This window comes from Streptomyces sp. NK08204, from assembly GCF_020400585.1.
Classification (GTDB): Bacteria; Actinomycetota; Actinomycetes; order Streptomycetales; family Streptomycetaceae; genus Streptomyces.
The window spans coordinates 178,422-194,400 of the sequence record NZ_JAINVF010000004.1 but is presented as its reverse complement, the minus strand read 5'-3'; the positions used below and the strand labels follow the sequence as shown (position 1 = coordinate 194,400).

The window sequence follows — 15,979 nt, the reverse complement described above, 5'->3', positions numbered from 1 at the left end:
ATTGACCGAACTGAAGGTGTTACGGTGCGGCGCATGCCTAGGTTCAATGAAAGAACCATCGACGGTCCGGCCGTGACCGCACCCCCCGGAGCCACACCCCCGCACCCCCGGGCCACCCCGGCCCTGACCCTGGCCCTGACCAGCGCGGCAACCGCCGTAGCCCTCATGACGTACACCGCCCCGATGGTCACACTCCCGGCCACGGCGGCTGCCCTGCACACCCCGCTCTCCGCCCAGGCCTGGCTCCTGAACGGCTCGCCGCTCGGCCTGGCCGCCCTCCTCCTGGTGGCCGGCAGCCTCGCCGACGACTATGGCCGCCGCCGCGTCTTCCTCGCCGGGACGCTGGCCCTCGGCCTGACGACGGGACTCGGCGCCCTCACCACGTCCACCTGGCAGTTCACCTTGGCCCGCATCGCACAGGGCGCGGCGAGCGCGGCGATCCTGGCGAGCAGCCTGGGCCTGCTGGTGACGGCGTTCCCGACCCCGCGCGGCCGGCTGCACGCGACCGGCGTCTGGGGCGCGTTCGTGAGCGGCGGCATCGCGGTCGGCCCGCTGGTGTCCGGGGCGCTGCCGAACTGGCGGCTGGCCTACGGCATCCTGGGTGCGGCGGCGCTGCTGCTGACGGCCCTGGCCGTACGGCCCCTGGCGGAATCCCGCGCACCGCGCGGCGGCCGTCCCGACCTGGCAGGCGCCGTGACGTTCGGCCTGGCACTGGTGTCCCTGGTCGCGGCCCTGACCCTGGGCCGGGACGGCTGGCTGCGGGCACCGGTGGGGCTGTTGCTGCTGGCGGCGGTGATCCTGGTGGGCGTGTTCGCCGCGGTGGAGCACCACACCCGCGTTCCGATGATCGACCTGGCCCTGCTCCGCCACCCCCGCTTCCTGGCCTCGTCGGCGGGCGGCCTGTTCACGGGCCTGGCGGTGATCGGCCTCTTCAGCTTCCTGCCCGCGCTGCTCCAGCAGACCCTCGGACTGTCGGCGATGGACACGGCCTGGCTGTTCCTGCTCTGGTCGGGCGTGTCCTTCACGGTCGCCCTCCAGGCCAAGCGCCTGGCGGGCCGGGTGCCGCCGCGCCGCCAACTGGCCCTCGGCTTCCTGCTGCACGCGGCCGGCGTCCTCACCATGCTCGGCGCCCCGGACTCCGGCTCCTGGCCACGGCTGCTGCCGGGCCTGGTGGTCGCCGGGACCGGCAGCGGCCTGCTCAACGCCGCCCTGCCGCTGCTCGCCGTGGAGTCGGTACCGGCGGAACGTGCGGCCATGGGCTCGGGAGCGCAGCAGACCTTCCGTTACATCGGCTCGTGCGCCGGGGTGGCCCTGACGATCGCCATCGCCACGTCGACGGGCGGAGGCCTGGCGAGGGGCTCGGACATCGCCATGGTGGTGTCGGCGGGGCTGGCGGCCGTGGCGGCGGTCAGTGTGCTGGTGCTGCGGGAGCGGGGCTGAACCGGCGGACCCGGGGGGTACCGGTGGGACCGCCACTCACCAGAAGAAGTCGGGCAGCTCCTCGGGCGCGGGAAACTGCGTGGTCGCCGGCAGCGACCGGATCTGCACGAAGGCGTGCTCGAACTGGGAGTACGAGAACCCGTCGAGCCCCGGCGCGACGACCAGGACGTTGTCACCCCGCCGCCAGGCCCGGTACCGCCACTCGTGGTCCAGCTCCGGCCGCCGCGCATGGGTCACGTCGTGATCGGGCGGACCGAGCAGCGCGGTGAACGTCTCCACCACGGCGTCGACTTGGCCCCCGAACGACCCGGCGGGCGGATCGACGATCCCGTGCCAGCCGGGCAGCACGCTCCAGAAGTCCTCCGCGACGGCCCCGTCCGGATGCACGTAGTACTCGTACGCGAACGGCATGGCGAGACAGTCGTCGCCGTACACCAGGTGCCCTGCGGGCGTATGGGCCTTCTGGTCGAGGTCGCCGAGATACTCACCGGTGGACTCCCACCCGGCGGCGGCCATCGCCCGCTCGCCGGCGTCGGGGTCCGTCCAGTCCACCTGCACCATGTCGGCGAGCTGCGCGGCGAGTTCGGGCGTGACCGGGCAGACGGCGACGGTCCAGGGCGGTTCGCCCAGGTCGTCGTCGCCGGTCGCGTCGAAGGGCTCGTCGGCCACGTCCGCACCTCCTCGTGCTGCCCGCTCACCGGAACACACCGAGACTAACTTCCCCCAACCCCACCCCCACCCCCACCCTCCGGCCCCGGGAGGTGAACTCCGGCGTGCAGACGGCCAGGGCGGACGACCCCGACGGCGACGGACACCTCACCCCCGCCGACCAGCACCCGCCCGCACCGGGCACGCCGACGCCGGCCCCGGTGCCGGACCACCGGCACGCCCGCCGGAGCCCGCATCCGGCCGCCCCCGCACCTCCACCGAAGCCGCCGCGCACGACAGACCCGACCCCGCCAACTCACCGGTGCCGGACGGCGTAACGGCGTGAACGCACATCCCCCTGAACACCCACAACAGGGGGACACGCCCCTCCCCCCGGCACCCCTCGGCAGTACGGTGTCCCCCATGCGCCCCGACACGCCTGCCGAGAACGTCGACCACACCGCCGAAGCAGCACGCCTGGAGCGAACCGCCGCCCTGTATCCGGAGGACGCCGAGGCCCTGCTCCTGCGCGCCGCGGCCCACCTGGAACTCTCCGGCGACCGCCCCGCAGCGACCGCGCTCTACGACCGCCTGCTGTCCACCCCGGACACCCTGGAGAACCCCTCTCTCGTACGGGCCCTGAAGGCCTCGAACCTCTGGGAGTACGACCACGAGGCGGAGGCGAGGGCGATCATCGAGGGCCTGCGCACATCGGCGCCCCGTGACCCGGCCCCCTGGGTGATCATCGCGGAGGCGCTGGAGTCCCACGACGAACTGGAAGCGGCGGCGGAAACCTTCACCCAGGCGGCAACCCTGCTGCTGTCTGACCCCACGGAACCCCCCTCCTCCACCCACCCCGTCCTCTACGGCCGCCACCGCGTCCGCCGCATGCTGGGCCTGCCGCACGACGACTGGGACACGCTGGCGGACACCCTCCACACGTCTTCGGTGTCCCTGGACGAACTCCACGACCCCAAACGCGTGTGGTCCCTGGGCTCGGACAACCCGGCGGAACTCCAGGCGGAGATCTCCCGCCTCCGCGCCGAACTGGGCGCCTACCGAGAGGCCCTCTCCCGCCCCTTCCCGGTGGCCGTCCTCCACTGGCCGGCCCCCGAACTCACCGAACTCCTGGCGGCGTACCCGGCCCTCGCCTCGGAGTACCCCTCCCACACCGAGCACCTGTCGGCCATAGAGTCCTCCCTCCGCGAACTGGCCTCCTCCGGCACCACGAACCTCGGAATCGTCACGGGCACGGTCCCGTCGTACGAGGCCTTCGCCGCCTCGGAGAGCACGTCCCCGGAAGACCTGGCCCTGCTGCCGCAGTACGCGACGACACTGGCGGCGCGCGGACGGGCGGTGGCCTGGCCGCCGCAGCGGGGGGCGGGGTGCTGGTGCGGGTCGGACCGGCAGTACCAGGAGTGCCATGGGCTGCCGCGAGCTTGAGTCCGACGGCGCCATGCTGCCCACGCCCCTGGAACGCGTCCGGGAAGACCGAGCCCATTTGTTCCGCTCCCACTACTCCTTCACATTCCACTCGCGCTAACGTCACACCTGATCAGCGCTCAACTGGCATGCCCGCCCACGCAGCCCGGACATGTCCCGGCCTGCGAGGGAATACCTGTATGCCGCTCCACCAGCAGTCCTCGGACTGGCAGTTCGACGTGCCCACCAGCGGAAGCAAGCGGCTGCCCCCGGCGGCCAGGTCGTTCGAATCCCTCGCCCACCAGGGCTACGGCTTCGAGGCGGCCATCGCCGACCTGATCGACAACTCGATCGACGCAGGGGCTCGCAACGTCGTGGTGAGCTTCTTGCGGGACACCGGTGAGCACGGTGGACAGGACCGCCTCGTCGGCCTGCTCGTCATCGACGACGGCCAGGGCATGGACGAGGCGGGCCTGGACACCGCGATGACCGTCGGCGGACGTGAGGAGTACGCCGACGGCGCCCTCGGGCACTTCGGCGCCGGACTCAAGGCCGCCTCCCTCTCGCACGCCGACTCGCTCACAGTGATCAGCCGGACCAAGCGCAGCCCGTCGGCCGGCCGCCGCTGGCTCACCGCCCGCGCGCAGGCCGACTTCACCTGCGACATCGTCGACGCGACGTACTGCCAGAGTCTGGTCGACCGCTACGACGGGATCATCGGCTGGCACGGAACGATCGTGCGCTGGGACCAGGTCCGCGCGTTCGAGACCATCACCGCCGGCCAGACCGATCGCTACCTCGACGACGCGATCGAGCGGCTGGAGACCCACCTCGGTCTCTACCTACACCGCTTCCTCGCCCGCGGCGACTTCCATGTCGACATCGTCGTCGAGGACGTCCACACCCGAGAAGAACTGGATCACCGGGGCGTGGAGCACATCGACCCGTTCGGCTATCGGGTCCCTGGCCGCCCCGGTTATCCCCGTACCTATGCCGCGCCTGTTGAGGGCGTCGGCGACGTCATGCTCACCGCACACATATGGCCGCCCAAATCTCCACTGGTCGCCTTCAGAGGCATCGGCCCGCTCGCCGACCGGCAGGGCTTCTACATCTACCGCAACGATCGGCTCGTCCAGGCGGGCGGGTGGAACGACACCCGCAGCCCCGAGGGCCACCTCGCCCTCGCCCGGATCGCCGTGGACCTGCCGACCGCGCCCAACGACGTGTTCGCCCTGACCGTCAAGAAGGACGGCGTCCAGGTCACGCCCGCGTTCGCCCGAGGACTGGAGAAGGCGGCAGCCCCCGCCGACGGCCACACGTTCACCGAGTACGTCCGCGAGGCCGAGGCGACCTACCGTGAAGCCGCCAAGCGGCGTACCGAGGTCAAGCGCATGGCCGTCATCCCGCCCGGCAAGGGCATCGACCCGAAGCTGAAGCGGACGCTACGGGACGAACTGCCACAGCTGGAGGGCGATGACCCCATCACCTTCACCTGGGCCAGGCTCGACGTCCCGGCTGGCGTCGACTCCGCCGATCTGCTGTTCACGATCGACCACAAGGAACGTCTGGTCGTCCTCAACAAGGACTACCGACATGCCTTCAACGGCGGCCGGCGCGGGGGCTCCAACGACGCCCCTGTCCTGAAGAGCCTTCTTTATCTGATGCTCAACGAGATCTTCCAGAAGGAGCGTGTCTGGGCGAACCAGACCGACAAGGTCGCCTTGTGGAACAGCGTGCTCGTCACCGCGGTACGAGCCGAACTCGCCCGTTCCGATGGTTAGTCCCCTCCTTTCGACATTTCTTCCCGACCCCCAGAGAGGCCACCCAGCCGCCGTGACCGCCGAGAACTCACCTACTCCGGATCACCTCCCCGCCCTTCACGGCGAGGTCCTCGACGCGATGAGCCGGCGTGGCCCCAAGCACTTCGCGAAGCTCGCCTCCATGCTCTCCGACGCAGACGAACCGGCGGACACGGACCTGACCCACTTCCATGGGCGGATCCTGGCGGCGCACCCCGGCGACGAGTTGCTCGCCCTCTGGCGCCGCAAGCTCACGGCGTGGGACTTCGAACAGTCGCCCACCTGGTCGGCCACCGCGCCGCGCACCCCCGAGCGCCGCGCCGAGGTCTACGACAAGCTCGCCTTCGGTCCGGACCTGCGCAAGGCGCTCGACGCGGCCGTCCCGGTCCACGAGGAAGCCGGGCCCGTCACGATCAGCCGCGAGTTCCAGCCCTGGTACACCCGTGAGCAGGCGGCGAACCGCTCCTTCTACTGGACTTCGTACGAGCGGTTGCTGCGCCGCAAGGGCTGGAGCGACGCGGCGGTCTCCAGTCTGGATGAGGCCGCCCACGCGGTCGTGGAGCGGCTTGCCGACCCCACCCGTGACGACCCCTACGGCGCACGCGGTCTCGTCGTCGGCTACGTGCAGTCCGGCAAGACCGCCAACTTCACCGGCGTCACCGCCAAGGCCATCGACGCGGGCTACCGCCTGGTCATCGTTCTGGGCGGCACCCTCAACCTGCTGCGCGGCCAGACCCAGCGTCGGCTCGACATGGAGTTGATCGGCCAGGAGAACATCCTGGGCGCGGCCGACCCGAACGACCCGGACGCCCTGGTCGGCATCGACTACCAGGACGACGAGGACTGGCCCGCGAAGTTCGTCTCGTTCGGTGCCCGGCCCTCCCTGCTCGGAGCCTTCGACATCGAGCGTCTGACCTCCCGCGACCGTGACTACATGGCACTGGAGCGCGGCATCAGCGCCCTGGAGTTCGAGAAACCGGACCGCACCCGGCCCCTGCACGACCCGGCGAACCTGCATGCCGCTCGCGCCCGCGTCATGGTCGTGAAGAAGAACAAGTCGGTGCTGGAGAAGCTGGTCAAGGACCTCAAGAAGATCGGCCCGATCCTCGGCGAGATACCGGCCCTGATCATCGACGACGAGTCGGACCAGGCCTCGGTGAACACCACGGACCCGAAGAAGTGGGAGGCCGGCACGGTGACCCGCACCGCGATCAACGGCCAGATCAGCGCCCTCCTCAAACTGCTCCCCCGCGCGCAGTACGTCGGCTACACCGCGACTCCGTTCGCCAACGTGTTCATCGACCCGGGTGACGAAGAGGATCTCTTCCCGCGCGACTTCCTGATCTCCCTCCCCCGTCCCATCGGCTACATGGGCGTTCAGGACTTCCATGACCTGGACACCGTCGACGGCACCGAAGGCGAGGCCGAGAAGAAGCATGTCCGAGGCATCTACGACTCCACGGGCAACCGTCTCCAGGAGGCCCTGGACGCCTTCGTCCTCACGGGCGCGCTGAAGCTCTACCGCGCCGAGCACGGAGTACCTTCCGGCCCGTTCCGGCACCACACGATGCTCGTGCACGAATCGGTCCGCATGGCCGAACATGCGGCCCTCGCCGAGCGCATCGAGACCATGTGGCGCAACGCCGCATACACGGGCCCGGAAGGCCACACGCGCCTGGCAGCGCTCTTCGACAAGGACTTCCACCCTCACTCGGACGGCTTCCTGGCGACTCCCGCGACCTACGCGGACCTCAAGCCGTACGTCTCCATGGCCCGCCGACTGATCAATCAGGGCGGCAGTCCCGTCATGGTCGTCAACGGCGAGAGCGAGCGCGACTACGCCCAGCCCGACCTGGACTTCGACCGCACCCCGAACGTCTGGAAGATCCTCGTGGGCGGCACCAAGCTGTCCCGCGGGTTCACCGTGGAGGGGCTGACGATCTCGTACTACCGCCGTACGACGCAGCAGGCCGACACCCTGATGCAGATGGGCCGCTGGTTCGGCTTCCGCCCCGGGTACCGGGACCTGGTGCGGCTGTACATCGGCCGCGAGGAGCAGCTCGGCAAGGGACGGGCCGCGAAGACAGTCGATCTGTACGAGGCCTTCGAAGCCATCTGCCGCGACGAGGAACTGTTCCGGGCCGAACTGGCCCGCTACGCCCCCTTGGTGGACGGCCACCCCCAGGTGACCCCGGCCCAGATCCCGCCGTTGGTGGCCCAACATCTGCCGTGGGTGAAGCCGTCGGCTCGGAACAAGATGTTCAACGCGGAGTTGGTGGAGGTGAGGTCGCCCGGCACATGGGTGGAGCCGACGGCCTACCCGGACGACCCGGACTGGCTGGCTCACAACACCGAGTGCTGGGAGCCGGTGCTCGCGGCGCTGGGTCAGGACCCTGTGGGCCTGTCGGTCGGGGACGGCCCCATGTACGAGGCGCGCGTGGGCACGGTCTCGCACGAGACGCTGACCGGCGTGCTGTGCGACCTGCGGTGGTCGATTCCGAGCCAGTTCTCGCCGCACTTGGAGTTCCTGCTGGAAGCGGGGCGGCAGCCGGCAACGATCGACGACTGGATCGTGATCACGCCGATGCAGACCTCGGCCAAGCGCGTGGAAGCCCGCATCCTGGGGAACGGCCCCCTCACCCTGGCCCGCCGTACCCGTCGACGCGGCTCGCTCTTCGGCGCACTCAGTGAACCCAAGCACCGCGCCGCCGTCCTGCGCATCGCGGGCGCAGTCGAGACGGCCGGGAACGCGTCGGTGGAGCATCTCGCGCACCCGCGCCGAGGGGCACTGCTGCTCTACCCGGTGGTCGAGTCCGAGCCCGCCCTCGCCCCCGACGGGACGGTGGCCCCGGGTGACGTCGTCATGGCCTTCTCCTTCGTCGCACCGGAGTCGTCCGTGGGAACCGGTCGCCCGCTGGTCCGGTTCCGGGCGATCGACTCGGGCCGGCAGGATGCGATCGTCATCGACCGCGACCACGCAGAATCCTGAAGGCGCGACACCATTGGACAACGTGAGGCCCTCCTCGCCCGGCGTCTCAGCGCGCATGTCCCGTCAGGCCAGCAAGGACACGAACGCCGAGCTGGCCGTACGACGCATGCTGCACGCGGCCGGCCTGCGCTATCGCGTGGAGTACCCGGTGCCGGGCATGGCGCGACGAAGAATCGACGTGGCGTTCACCCGGGCCAAGGTCGCCGTCCTGATCGACGGGTGCTTCTGGCACGGGTGCCCCGAACACGCCACGCAGCCGAAAGCCAACGCCGAGTGGTGGCGCCAGAAGCTCGCCCGGAACATGGCCCGCGATCGGGAGACGACTGAGCACCTGACCGCGCAGGGGTGGACGGTGTTGCGGTTCTGGGAGCATGAGGCCCCCGAGGAAGTGACTGTACGGGTCAGAGCCGCTGTGGAGCAGCGTCTGGCGGAACGCACGCGGAGGGGGAAGCAGTGGGGGATCTGACCTTCGTCGATGTGTGCTCCGGAGCGGGCGGCCTCGCCCTCGGACTGGAGCAAGCGGGATTCGAGCCCCGCCTGCTGCTGGATGACGACGAGCTCGCCGTCACGACCCTACGGACCAACCGACCGCAGTGGAACGTGCTGCACACCGACCTGCTGGACTTCGATCCGGCCGAGCACCCCGTGAGTCACGACGTGGACCTCCTCGCGGCGGGCCTGCCGCGAGTGAGGTCGAGCGCGACTGCCCGACGCGTGGACACCGGTCTGGAAGAACGGCTGCTGGAAGCGGCCGTCTATCTCGTGCACGCGATCAGACCGCGGGCGGTCCTCATCGAGAACGTCCCCGAGCTCGTCCACTCGGACGTCCATCGACGGTTCCGTGACTTCGTCCGTGCCGAACTGGATCACTTGGGGTACGCGTTCAGCTGGTTCGTCATGAACGCCGTCGACTTCGGCGTACCGCAGAGCCGGAAGCACGGCGTCCTGGTGGCTCTCCGGCGACAGTGGGCCGGGGCGTTCCGGCCGCCGGTACCGACGACACGTGAACCGATGACGGTCGGTGCCGCATTGGGGCCGTCCATGGCCGCACATGGTTGGGCGGACGCCGCCCGCTGGGCCGCCCAAGCCGATCAGCCTGCTCCGACACTGGTGGGAGGGTCGAAGAACCGGGGCGGCGCCGACCTGGGCCCCACCAGAGCCAAGAAGAAGTGGGCCACGATGGGCGTGAACGCGCACACCGTGGGTGACCGAGTCCCCGGTCCGGACTTCGTCTGGGATCCGGAGCTCGGCAGGGACAATATGGTGAAGCTCACGGTCGAGCAGGCGGCGCTGCTGCAAGGCTTTCCCGCGACCTGGCAGATCGCCGGGCTCAAGACCGCCCGGTACCGCCAGGTCGGGCACGCGACCCCGCCCCCTGTCGGGAAGGCTCTGGGACGAGCCGTCGCCCAAGCGCTCAGCGTTGGTTGAGCGATCACCCCGGCCGGCTAGACTTCACCCTCATGACCAGCGCGGCGCCCCACCAGTCCATCGTCGACAGACCATTTGTCCTGGATCTCTTCGCGGGCCCCGGAGGACTGGACGTCGCCGGGCACGCGCTCGACATTCCGAGCCTCGGCATCGAGTGGGACAGGAGCGCCTGTCTGACCCGGTACGCGGCGGGGCTGGAGACCCTCCACGCCGATGTGAGCGCGGTTCGCCGGGACGCCTTCGAGTCGCTGCCACCGGAGATCAACGTGCTTGCCGGTGGGCCTCCGTGCCAGACCTACTCGGTGGCCGGACACGGCGCGGGCCGTGAGGCCCTGAAGAAGGTCGAGTGGTACATCGATCGACTGATCGCGGGCGACTCCGACGAGGAGATCGACGAGGATCTGAAGAAGTTCAGCAACGACCAGCGCACCGCCCTGGTTCTCGAGCCTCTTCGCTACGCCATCCAGGCAACCAGGAGCCCGAACCGGGCGAACCGCCCGTACGACGTCATCGTCCTGGAGCAGGTGCCCACGGTTGCCCCGGTCTGGGACCATTACGCCAAGGTGCTGATGGAGACGGGGCTGCCCGATCGCGACCGCACCAAGTACGACGTCGTCGTCGATGTTCTCGCCACCGAGACGTACGGGGTGCCGCAGACGCGATCCCGTGCGGTGCTGATCGCTCGGCGTAGGGGACTCGGTAAGCCCGAACTTCCTGAGGCGACCCACCGTGCCTACGAGCCGAAGGGATGGAACCGCAGGAATGCCCCGGCCGAGGGTCGGGTCCATCAGCCGACCCTGGACGAGAAGCCCGCACCGGAGGCCGAAGAACGCCAGGGAAAGACGGATCGGGACCTGCCGTCGTGGAGATCGATGGGGGACGTGCTCCGCGACCGCGTGGGTACACATCCCGGACGGACCACTCCCTTCCTGGTCCGCTCGAACTACGGCAGCTCCGGGAACCCAGGGCGACGCGGGGTGCGGACCGACCAGCAGCCCGCTGCCACCGTCACGGGGCGCATCTCCCGCTTCGTGGTCTTCGAACACCTCGATGAGAACATCGTCCACGAGGGTGCGCGGTTCAGCATGAACGAGGCGGGGATGCTGCAGAGCTTCCCGCCGGACTATCCGTGGTCCGGCACGGCACAGGCCCAGCAGGTGGGCAACGCCGTACCGCCCGCGTTCGGTATGCATCTGCTGAGCGCCGCGCTCGGTCTTCCCGTACCCGACACGAAGGTGCTGCGCAAGCCATGGCCGGCGGCCACAGACGAGCAGCGGGCCAAGCTGCGAAGCCACGGCTGTGGGGCCGCGGACACGTGCACTGACAGATGTCCGCACCCCAAGGACCAGGTGCCTCCACGCTCCTCGCGCCCGCGCAAGAAGGTGTCGGTCAAGTAAGGTCCGCGCCGGCACGGCCCCTGACCGGCGCAGTCTCGAACAGCTCCGCGAAGTACTCGGTGAGCGCGGCCACGGATTCCTCCGGGACGGGGGCCTCGTCCGGCCCCTTCGGCAGTTCACGCCGCGCGACCGGTGGCGCCGATGCTGCCTCCGTGATCCAGTCGCGCAGCGGAGCGGGGTCTCGGGGTTCGTCCGGTGCGAGGGCGTCGTAGAGGAGCGTCGCGCCGGCCGCGTTGATCGCGGCGCTCAGGCCGGTGATCTCCCGCCCGGTGGTGACCCGGCCGCTCTTCAGCAGGCGAACCATGGCCTGGGCGGTGGGTCGGTGGTCGATCAGCTCCAGGCGGAGAACGGTGTGAATGAGGTCCTGGTTTCCGCAGGCGACCTCGGCCGGTTCATAGTCCGGCCCGTTCCGGAAGAGTTCAGCCGCCCACCACAGGCGGGAGAAGCACTGACGGTCGGCAGCACCCCGGAAGCGCTCCGGGGCGATGCGCCTCTCCGGCCTCTTCGCCGTCGGCTCCGACAGGTGACGCCATGCGACGTAGTCGGGGGCCACAGCGAGGGCCAGGTGGTTCCACAATCGCTTGTCGGTCGCCTCTCGCCGCGTCAGGCGCAGCGTGGCATGGAGCCGCGGGGCGAGCCACGCGTCGGCTCGGGTACGGTCCTCCCGGAACTCGAACATGGCGTCTTCCACCAGATCCCGGATCGGCTCGACCGACCACCGGGCGTCGTCCTCGGGGAGCGGCTCGGCGACCTTGGCGAGGTCGATGCCACCGTGCACCTGTTCACCCTTGAGCAGTTCCTCGGTGAGGAACGGGTCGACGGCCGAGGCGGTGAGCAGCGCCAAGCGCTCCGGTACGTGGTTCGGCTTGGTGATCACGCGTCACTCCCACGGTTCATCTGTTCCAGGCTGCGGACGGCGTAGGCGAGCGCCTTCATGGCGTCCGCACGGCGGACTGCCGCGTAGTGGATGCGGGTCTGCAGTTCCACCCAACCCGAGTCGCCGGTGCGCCGGCGGTGGACCTCTCGCAAGGCATCCTCGACATGCACACCGGGAACCACGTCGGGGAGCATCTCCCGCAGCACCTCACCCTTCCAGTCGGTCGGGAAGACGGGGCCTCCACCGGGTTCAACCTCCAGATCGCCGATGGCAGCGTGGAACACCGCGGTCCAGACGTCGGTGGCCATCTGGGCGACCAGGAGGTCACGCACCTTGCTCTCCACGCCGGATCCACTGCTGTCCAGCAGGTCCATGACCCCCTCGACATCGGTGTTCACGAACACGGTGGGGAGCCGGGCCGAGGTGTCCACGATCCAGGGGGCATCGGCGTACGCGTGCAGCCACTCCCGGGAGCTTCTGCTGAACGAGGCTTTCTGGACGTCCAGTTGCAGGCCGCGAACCGGTTCTTCGGAGACCGTGTCGATGACCCAGCTCCGATCGGTCTCCGCGATGGCCCGGCCTCGTACCCCGTCCACGGTCGCGACGGCGCACACGGCAAGAGCGGCGCGCCCCAAGTGATCGTCCCGGTGCACCTCCAGGGAGCCGGACCAGTCCCGGCCGTCCTCCTTGTCCTGTCCGAGCCGCACCGAGGTGCGGATGTTCGTCTCACCGTCCGTCAGCACGGCCAGAACCTCTAGATCGGACCAGGCCGCGTCCGGTGCGTTCGCGCCGGGCGGCAGGGTCGCGGACAGTCCGACGGTGGCGGTCACCCAATCGGCGTGGCCCGCGGTGCCGAGCGCGACGGCCTGCTGCTGAGTCGAGTACGCGGAGGTCTCCAACTGGTCGCGGGTGCCGTCGGAAAGCCTGAGCGAGACCGCGGTCACCCTGAGCGTGACCGGCCGGTTGAGCCGCTTGTACGGGTAGATCTTCACGCGTCACTCCCCCTTGCCCGCGCGGAGTTCGACGACCAGGCGGGTGAGCGTGGTCCTGACCGGGTGGCTGGTGGCATCGGTCGATCCGCGGAACTTCGCCCGGCGGGCACCGGGCGTGAACCGCAGCACGCCGTCCTCCACTTCACAGCCTTCGACAGCCACGAGCTCTGCCCAGTCGAGCCGCGGACGGCCTCCCGATCGCACGTCCAGCTGGGCAACCGGCGTCATCGGGGTGATCTCGTCCCCGCGCGGAATGCTCACTTCGGCAACAATCCGCCACTCCCCGCCCTCACCGACAGTTGCGTCGAGCCCGTCCAGCACGGGAACCACCGGTCCGGAGGGCGCCTTGGCCTTGGGCTTCGTCTTGACGGTGAGCGCCTTGCGCAGCGCCTCCCCGCCCGCGCGCTCGCTGCGCTTCGGTCGTGCGACGAGCTCCTTGACCGCCTTGTTCACCTCGCTCGTCAACGAGTTGATCCGCCGGTAGGCGGAGGGTGACCACCGCAGGGTCAGCTCCTCCGTCTGCCCCCAGCGGTCGTGCTCGGGCGGCTCCGCCGCACGCAGGAATTCCTCCGCTTCCGTCGCGAAGGGGGCCGACTCCCCGGCAGCCTCACCCGCCAGGAGGACGGCCTGGAAGGGATTGGTCCCGAGCGGCAGGTTCGGCACAGTCGTGTTCTTGATCGTCATCCGGTTGCCACGCAGCGAGTGCACCTGGTTCTTGGCACCGTCCTTGTCCTCGGCATCGGTGATCAACAGGACCGCTTGGTGCGTGCCCAGGGTGCCCCGAGTGCCTCCGGACAGCGGCAGTTTCAATGGAACGCTGCGCGCCGCCACCTGCCCGGCCTCGGTGAGCCGATCGACGGTGGCACCCTCGAAGTGTGCACGCAGGGCACGGCTTCGGGACGGTTGCATGTCGGACGGGTCCACCTGCTCCTCCGGAACGACCACGTCGCCGTTTCGCAGGGAACGGACGGACACCTCCAACAGGGGTGGCCTGCCGCCGCCACCGATCATCGCGGCCCAGAAGTCACGTCCCAGTGCCTGGACCAGACGGCGGTGCATCCGGCTGATGTCGCGTGTGTCCTCGTCGCCGTCCTCGTCGATCGCCTCCTCATCGACGTCCGACCTCTTCTCGTCGAGGCTGGCGACGTCGTGCGCCCCGACAACGAGGAAGGAGGTGCCGGGCTCGTCGTTCTCCCGGGTCAGGTGCAGACGGGCCACGGTCTCCTCGTCCGCCCACCAGGAGCGAGCGACCTGGGCACCGGGCGAGTCCGGGTCGGGGCGCCCGAACCAGGCGGGACCCGCGTACTGTCGGCCGTCCACCTCCCGCCAGGGCAGCTCGAGCCGGCCGATGAGCCGTCGCTCTGTCCGCCCCTCATGAGGCACGGACAGAGTGGAGTTGATGAGCACGAGCCCCAGGGCGCTCGTGGCCCACAGGGTCGCCTTGCCCAAGCCGTAGGAGCCGCCGGCGCCATGAGTCGACTTGAGACTCTCCAGTTGGCGCCTGACGACAGCAGCGAACTTCCCGTCCGCATAGTCGTCGCCGATGAGGCCGGATGCGTTGTAGTCGTCGACCCGCAGCAGGACCAGACGGCCCTTCTCGTACATGTCGCGCACACCGGCGTCCACGACGCGACCGACCTTTTGGTTTCCTGCACCCTCCGAGACGGCTGAGTAGTGGGGGAAGAGGTCGTTCCAGAGGATCGCTTCACGGAAGGCGTCGAGCGTCTCCCCGGTCAGCTCGTGCAGGGTGTAGCGGACCCTGACAGGCCGTCCGTTCTCCGTGAGTCGTTCGTCGAGACTGTTCTGGCAGGTCTCCCTAGCGAGCACCTGCACGTCCGCGTCGAAGGCGAAAGCCGCGGCATTGCCCAGCTCACGACCGCCGTCGGGGTAGCCGGGGCGGTGGTACCAGGTGATCGGCAGGCCGGCCTGCGTGTCGGTGGTGCGGGTGTGCACTGTGCCGACGTCCGTGCCGAGCGCCTTGGCGATGTCCGCCATCACGGTCGGACGGGGGGTCGACCTTCCGGTGATCCACGCGGAGACGGCCGCTCGCGTCAAATTCAGCTCATCGGCCAGCTCGGCCTGCGTCTTCCCCGCGAGCTTGAGCTGTCGGGCCAGCCAGGGCCCGAACTCCTCACCTGTCTCCACACGCCACCTGCTCTTCCCCTCGGAGCCCCGCGCCGGGCGCACGCGGCAGACCAAGAGGCTAATTTGACGAACCGAGCACTGTCAAACAAGAGTTGACCACATCTGATCACCTGAGCCTGATCAACTCAGTCGCCCAAATGCCCGAGTTGCACTCGTTGGCGCCGATTACGCCGGGCCCTACAGCGGGGATGGTCAACTCACCGGCTACGAAAGGGAGTTCGGGGTTGCACGCCTGCGGGGCAGTCGATAGCGTCCACGGTGGCGGAAGTGCCGCCTCGCTCACAGGACCCGAAATCGGGAAGGTCGGCGGCCGGGGCAGAAGTGCGTCCGTCACTCGGCATCAGGGTGAGAAACACCCACACGCAAATCCAGAAACAATCAGCAAAACCCTGGCAGCTCGGGACTTCGACCCGCTAGCGTATCAACGGGAAAGCGTCTCACAGAGAAAGCTGCCTGATCGCGGGGGGACGTACACCCAAAACCGCCCCGTGCGACTCGATAAATCTACATTGCGGGGTGGGACTACTCGATGGGCGAAGAGGACTACAGCGACCACTTGGTCTCGGAGCGAGATTTAAGCGCGTTTGAGACGCATATTCGGATAGCCAAGAGCAGAGCTGAGACACTGGAGATCATTCGGTGGTTCGGCCTCTCCGAAGCCAATTTCGTCCACGATTTCCCTGATTTCGCCAAGAAAGCTCAGGAGCTGCCCGACGGCACCCCTTGACGGCCCGACCTCAGCCCACCGAGGGTTCGAGGCCTCCCCGGAGCAGGGCTGATGCCCATGTGCCACCCGGGCCGTCGGAGCATGCACGCACACCCAGAGTGCACCGTTCACACAC

12 protein-coding genes are annotated in these 15,979 nt (G+C 69.2%); 8 read left to right on the top strand and 4 right to left on the bottom strand.

Going from position 1 to position 15,979, the window contains the following annotated elements; all coding sequences use genetic code 11:
- Positions 1 to 33: 33 nt before the first annotated feature.
- Positions 34 to 1,440 carry an MFS transporter gene (locus tag K7G59_RS08645; protein WP_225831848.1) on the top strand — a complete coding sequence of 469 codons (1,407 nt, stop codon included), beginning with the start codon at positions 34 to 36 and terminating at the stop codon, positions 1,438 to 1,440.
- 36 nt (positions 1,441 to 1,476) lie between these two features.
- Here K7G59_RS08645 and K7G59_RS08640 read toward each other — a convergent pair whose 3' ends face one another.
- Complete coding sequence (locus K7G59_RS08640) at positions 1,477 to 2,109, bottom strand: hypothetical protein (protein WP_225831846.1); 633 nt, start codon at positions 2,107 to 2,109, stop codon at positions 1,477 to 1,479.
- 402 nt (positions 2,110 to 2,511) lie between these two features.
- On the opposite strand from K7G59_RS08640, the gene K7G59_RS08635 reads away from it, so the two are divergent.
- The 6 genes from K7G59_RS08635 (at position 2,512) to K7G59_RS08610 (ending at position 11,123) form a co-directional block, all read left to right on the top strand.
- Positions 2,512 to 3,531 carry an SEC-C domain-containing protein gene (locus K7G59_RS08635; RefSeq protein WP_225831844.1) on the top strand — a complete coding sequence of 340 codons (1,020 nt, stop codon included), beginning with the start codon at positions 2,512 to 2,514 and terminating at the stop codon, positions 3,529 to 3,531.
- Positions 3,532 to 3,710: 179 nt separating this feature from the next.
- Positions 3,711 to 5,291 carry an ATP-binding protein gene (locus K7G59_RS08630; RefSeq protein ID WP_225831842.1) on the top strand — a complete coding sequence of 527 codons (1,581 nt, stop codon included), beginning with the start codon at positions 3,711 to 3,713 and terminating at the stop codon, positions 5,289 to 5,291.
- 118 nt (positions 5,292 to 5,409) lie between these two features.
- Positions 5,410 to 8,298, top strand: a complete 2,889-nt coding sequence (locus K7G59_RS08625; protein WP_225832254.1) for a Z1 domain-containing protein — start codon at positions 5,410 to 5,412, stop codon at positions 8,296 to 8,298.
- A 55-nt stretch (positions 8,299 to 8,353) separates the two neighbouring features.
- Positions 8,354 to 8,764: a very short patch repair endonuclease gene (locus tag K7G59_RS08620; RefSeq protein WP_225831839.1), complete on the top strand. Its 411-nt coding sequence runs from the start codon at positions 8,354 to 8,356 to the stop codon at positions 8,762 to 8,764.
- Positions 8,752 to 9,726, top strand: coding sequence for a DNA cytosine methyltransferase (locus tag K7G59_RS08615; protein WP_225831837.1), 975 nt, complete (start codon positions 8,752 to 8,754; stop codon positions 9,724 to 9,726). The genes K7G59_RS08620 and K7G59_RS08615 overlap by 13 nt, the downstream gene beginning before the upstream one ends.
- A 32-nt stretch (positions 9,727 to 9,758) precedes the next feature.
- On the top strand, positions 9,759 to 11,123 hold the full coding sequence (locus K7G59_RS08610) for a DNA cytosine methyltransferase (protein ID WP_225831835.1): 1,365 nt from the start codon (positions 9,759 to 9,761) through the stop codon (positions 11,121 to 11,123).
- Here the strand turns inward: K7G59_RS08610 and K7G59_RS08605 are convergent.
- Genes K7G59_RS08605 through K7G59_RS08595 form a run of 3 tightly spaced genes read right to left on the bottom strand, consistent with a single transcriptional unit; the run spans position 11,116 to position 15,137 of the window.
- On the bottom strand, positions 11,116 to 12,000 hold the full coding sequence (locus K7G59_RS08605; protein WP_225831824.1) for a DUF6339 family protein: 885 nt from the start codon (positions 11,998 to 12,000) through the stop codon (positions 11,116 to 11,118). The genes K7G59_RS08610 and K7G59_RS08605 overlap by 8 nt on opposite strands.
- Positions 11,997 to 12,992: a hypothetical protein gene (locus K7G59_RS08600; protein WP_225831822.1), complete on the bottom strand. Its 996-nt coding sequence runs from the start codon at positions 12,990 to 12,992 to the stop codon at positions 11,997 to 11,999. The genes K7G59_RS08605 and K7G59_RS08600 overlap by 4 nt, the downstream gene beginning before the upstream one ends.
- A gap of 3 nt (positions 12,993 to 12,995) precedes the next feature.
- The gene (locus K7G59_RS08595) at positions 12,996 to 15,137 is read right to left on the bottom strand and encodes a helix-turn-helix transcriptional regulator (protein ID WP_225831820.1); all 2,142 of its coding nucleotides are present in this window, start codon (positions 15,135 to 15,137) and stop codon (positions 12,996 to 12,998) included.
- Positions 15,138 to 15,666: 529 nt separating this feature from the next.
- Between K7G59_RS08595 and K7G59_RS08590 the strand changes: the two genes are divergently transcribed.
- Positions 15,667 to 15,864, top strand: coding sequence for a hypothetical protein (locus K7G59_RS08590; protein WP_225831818.1), 198 nt, complete (start codon positions 15,667 to 15,669; stop codon positions 15,862 to 15,864).
- Positions 15,865 to 15,979: the final 115 nt, after the last annotated feature.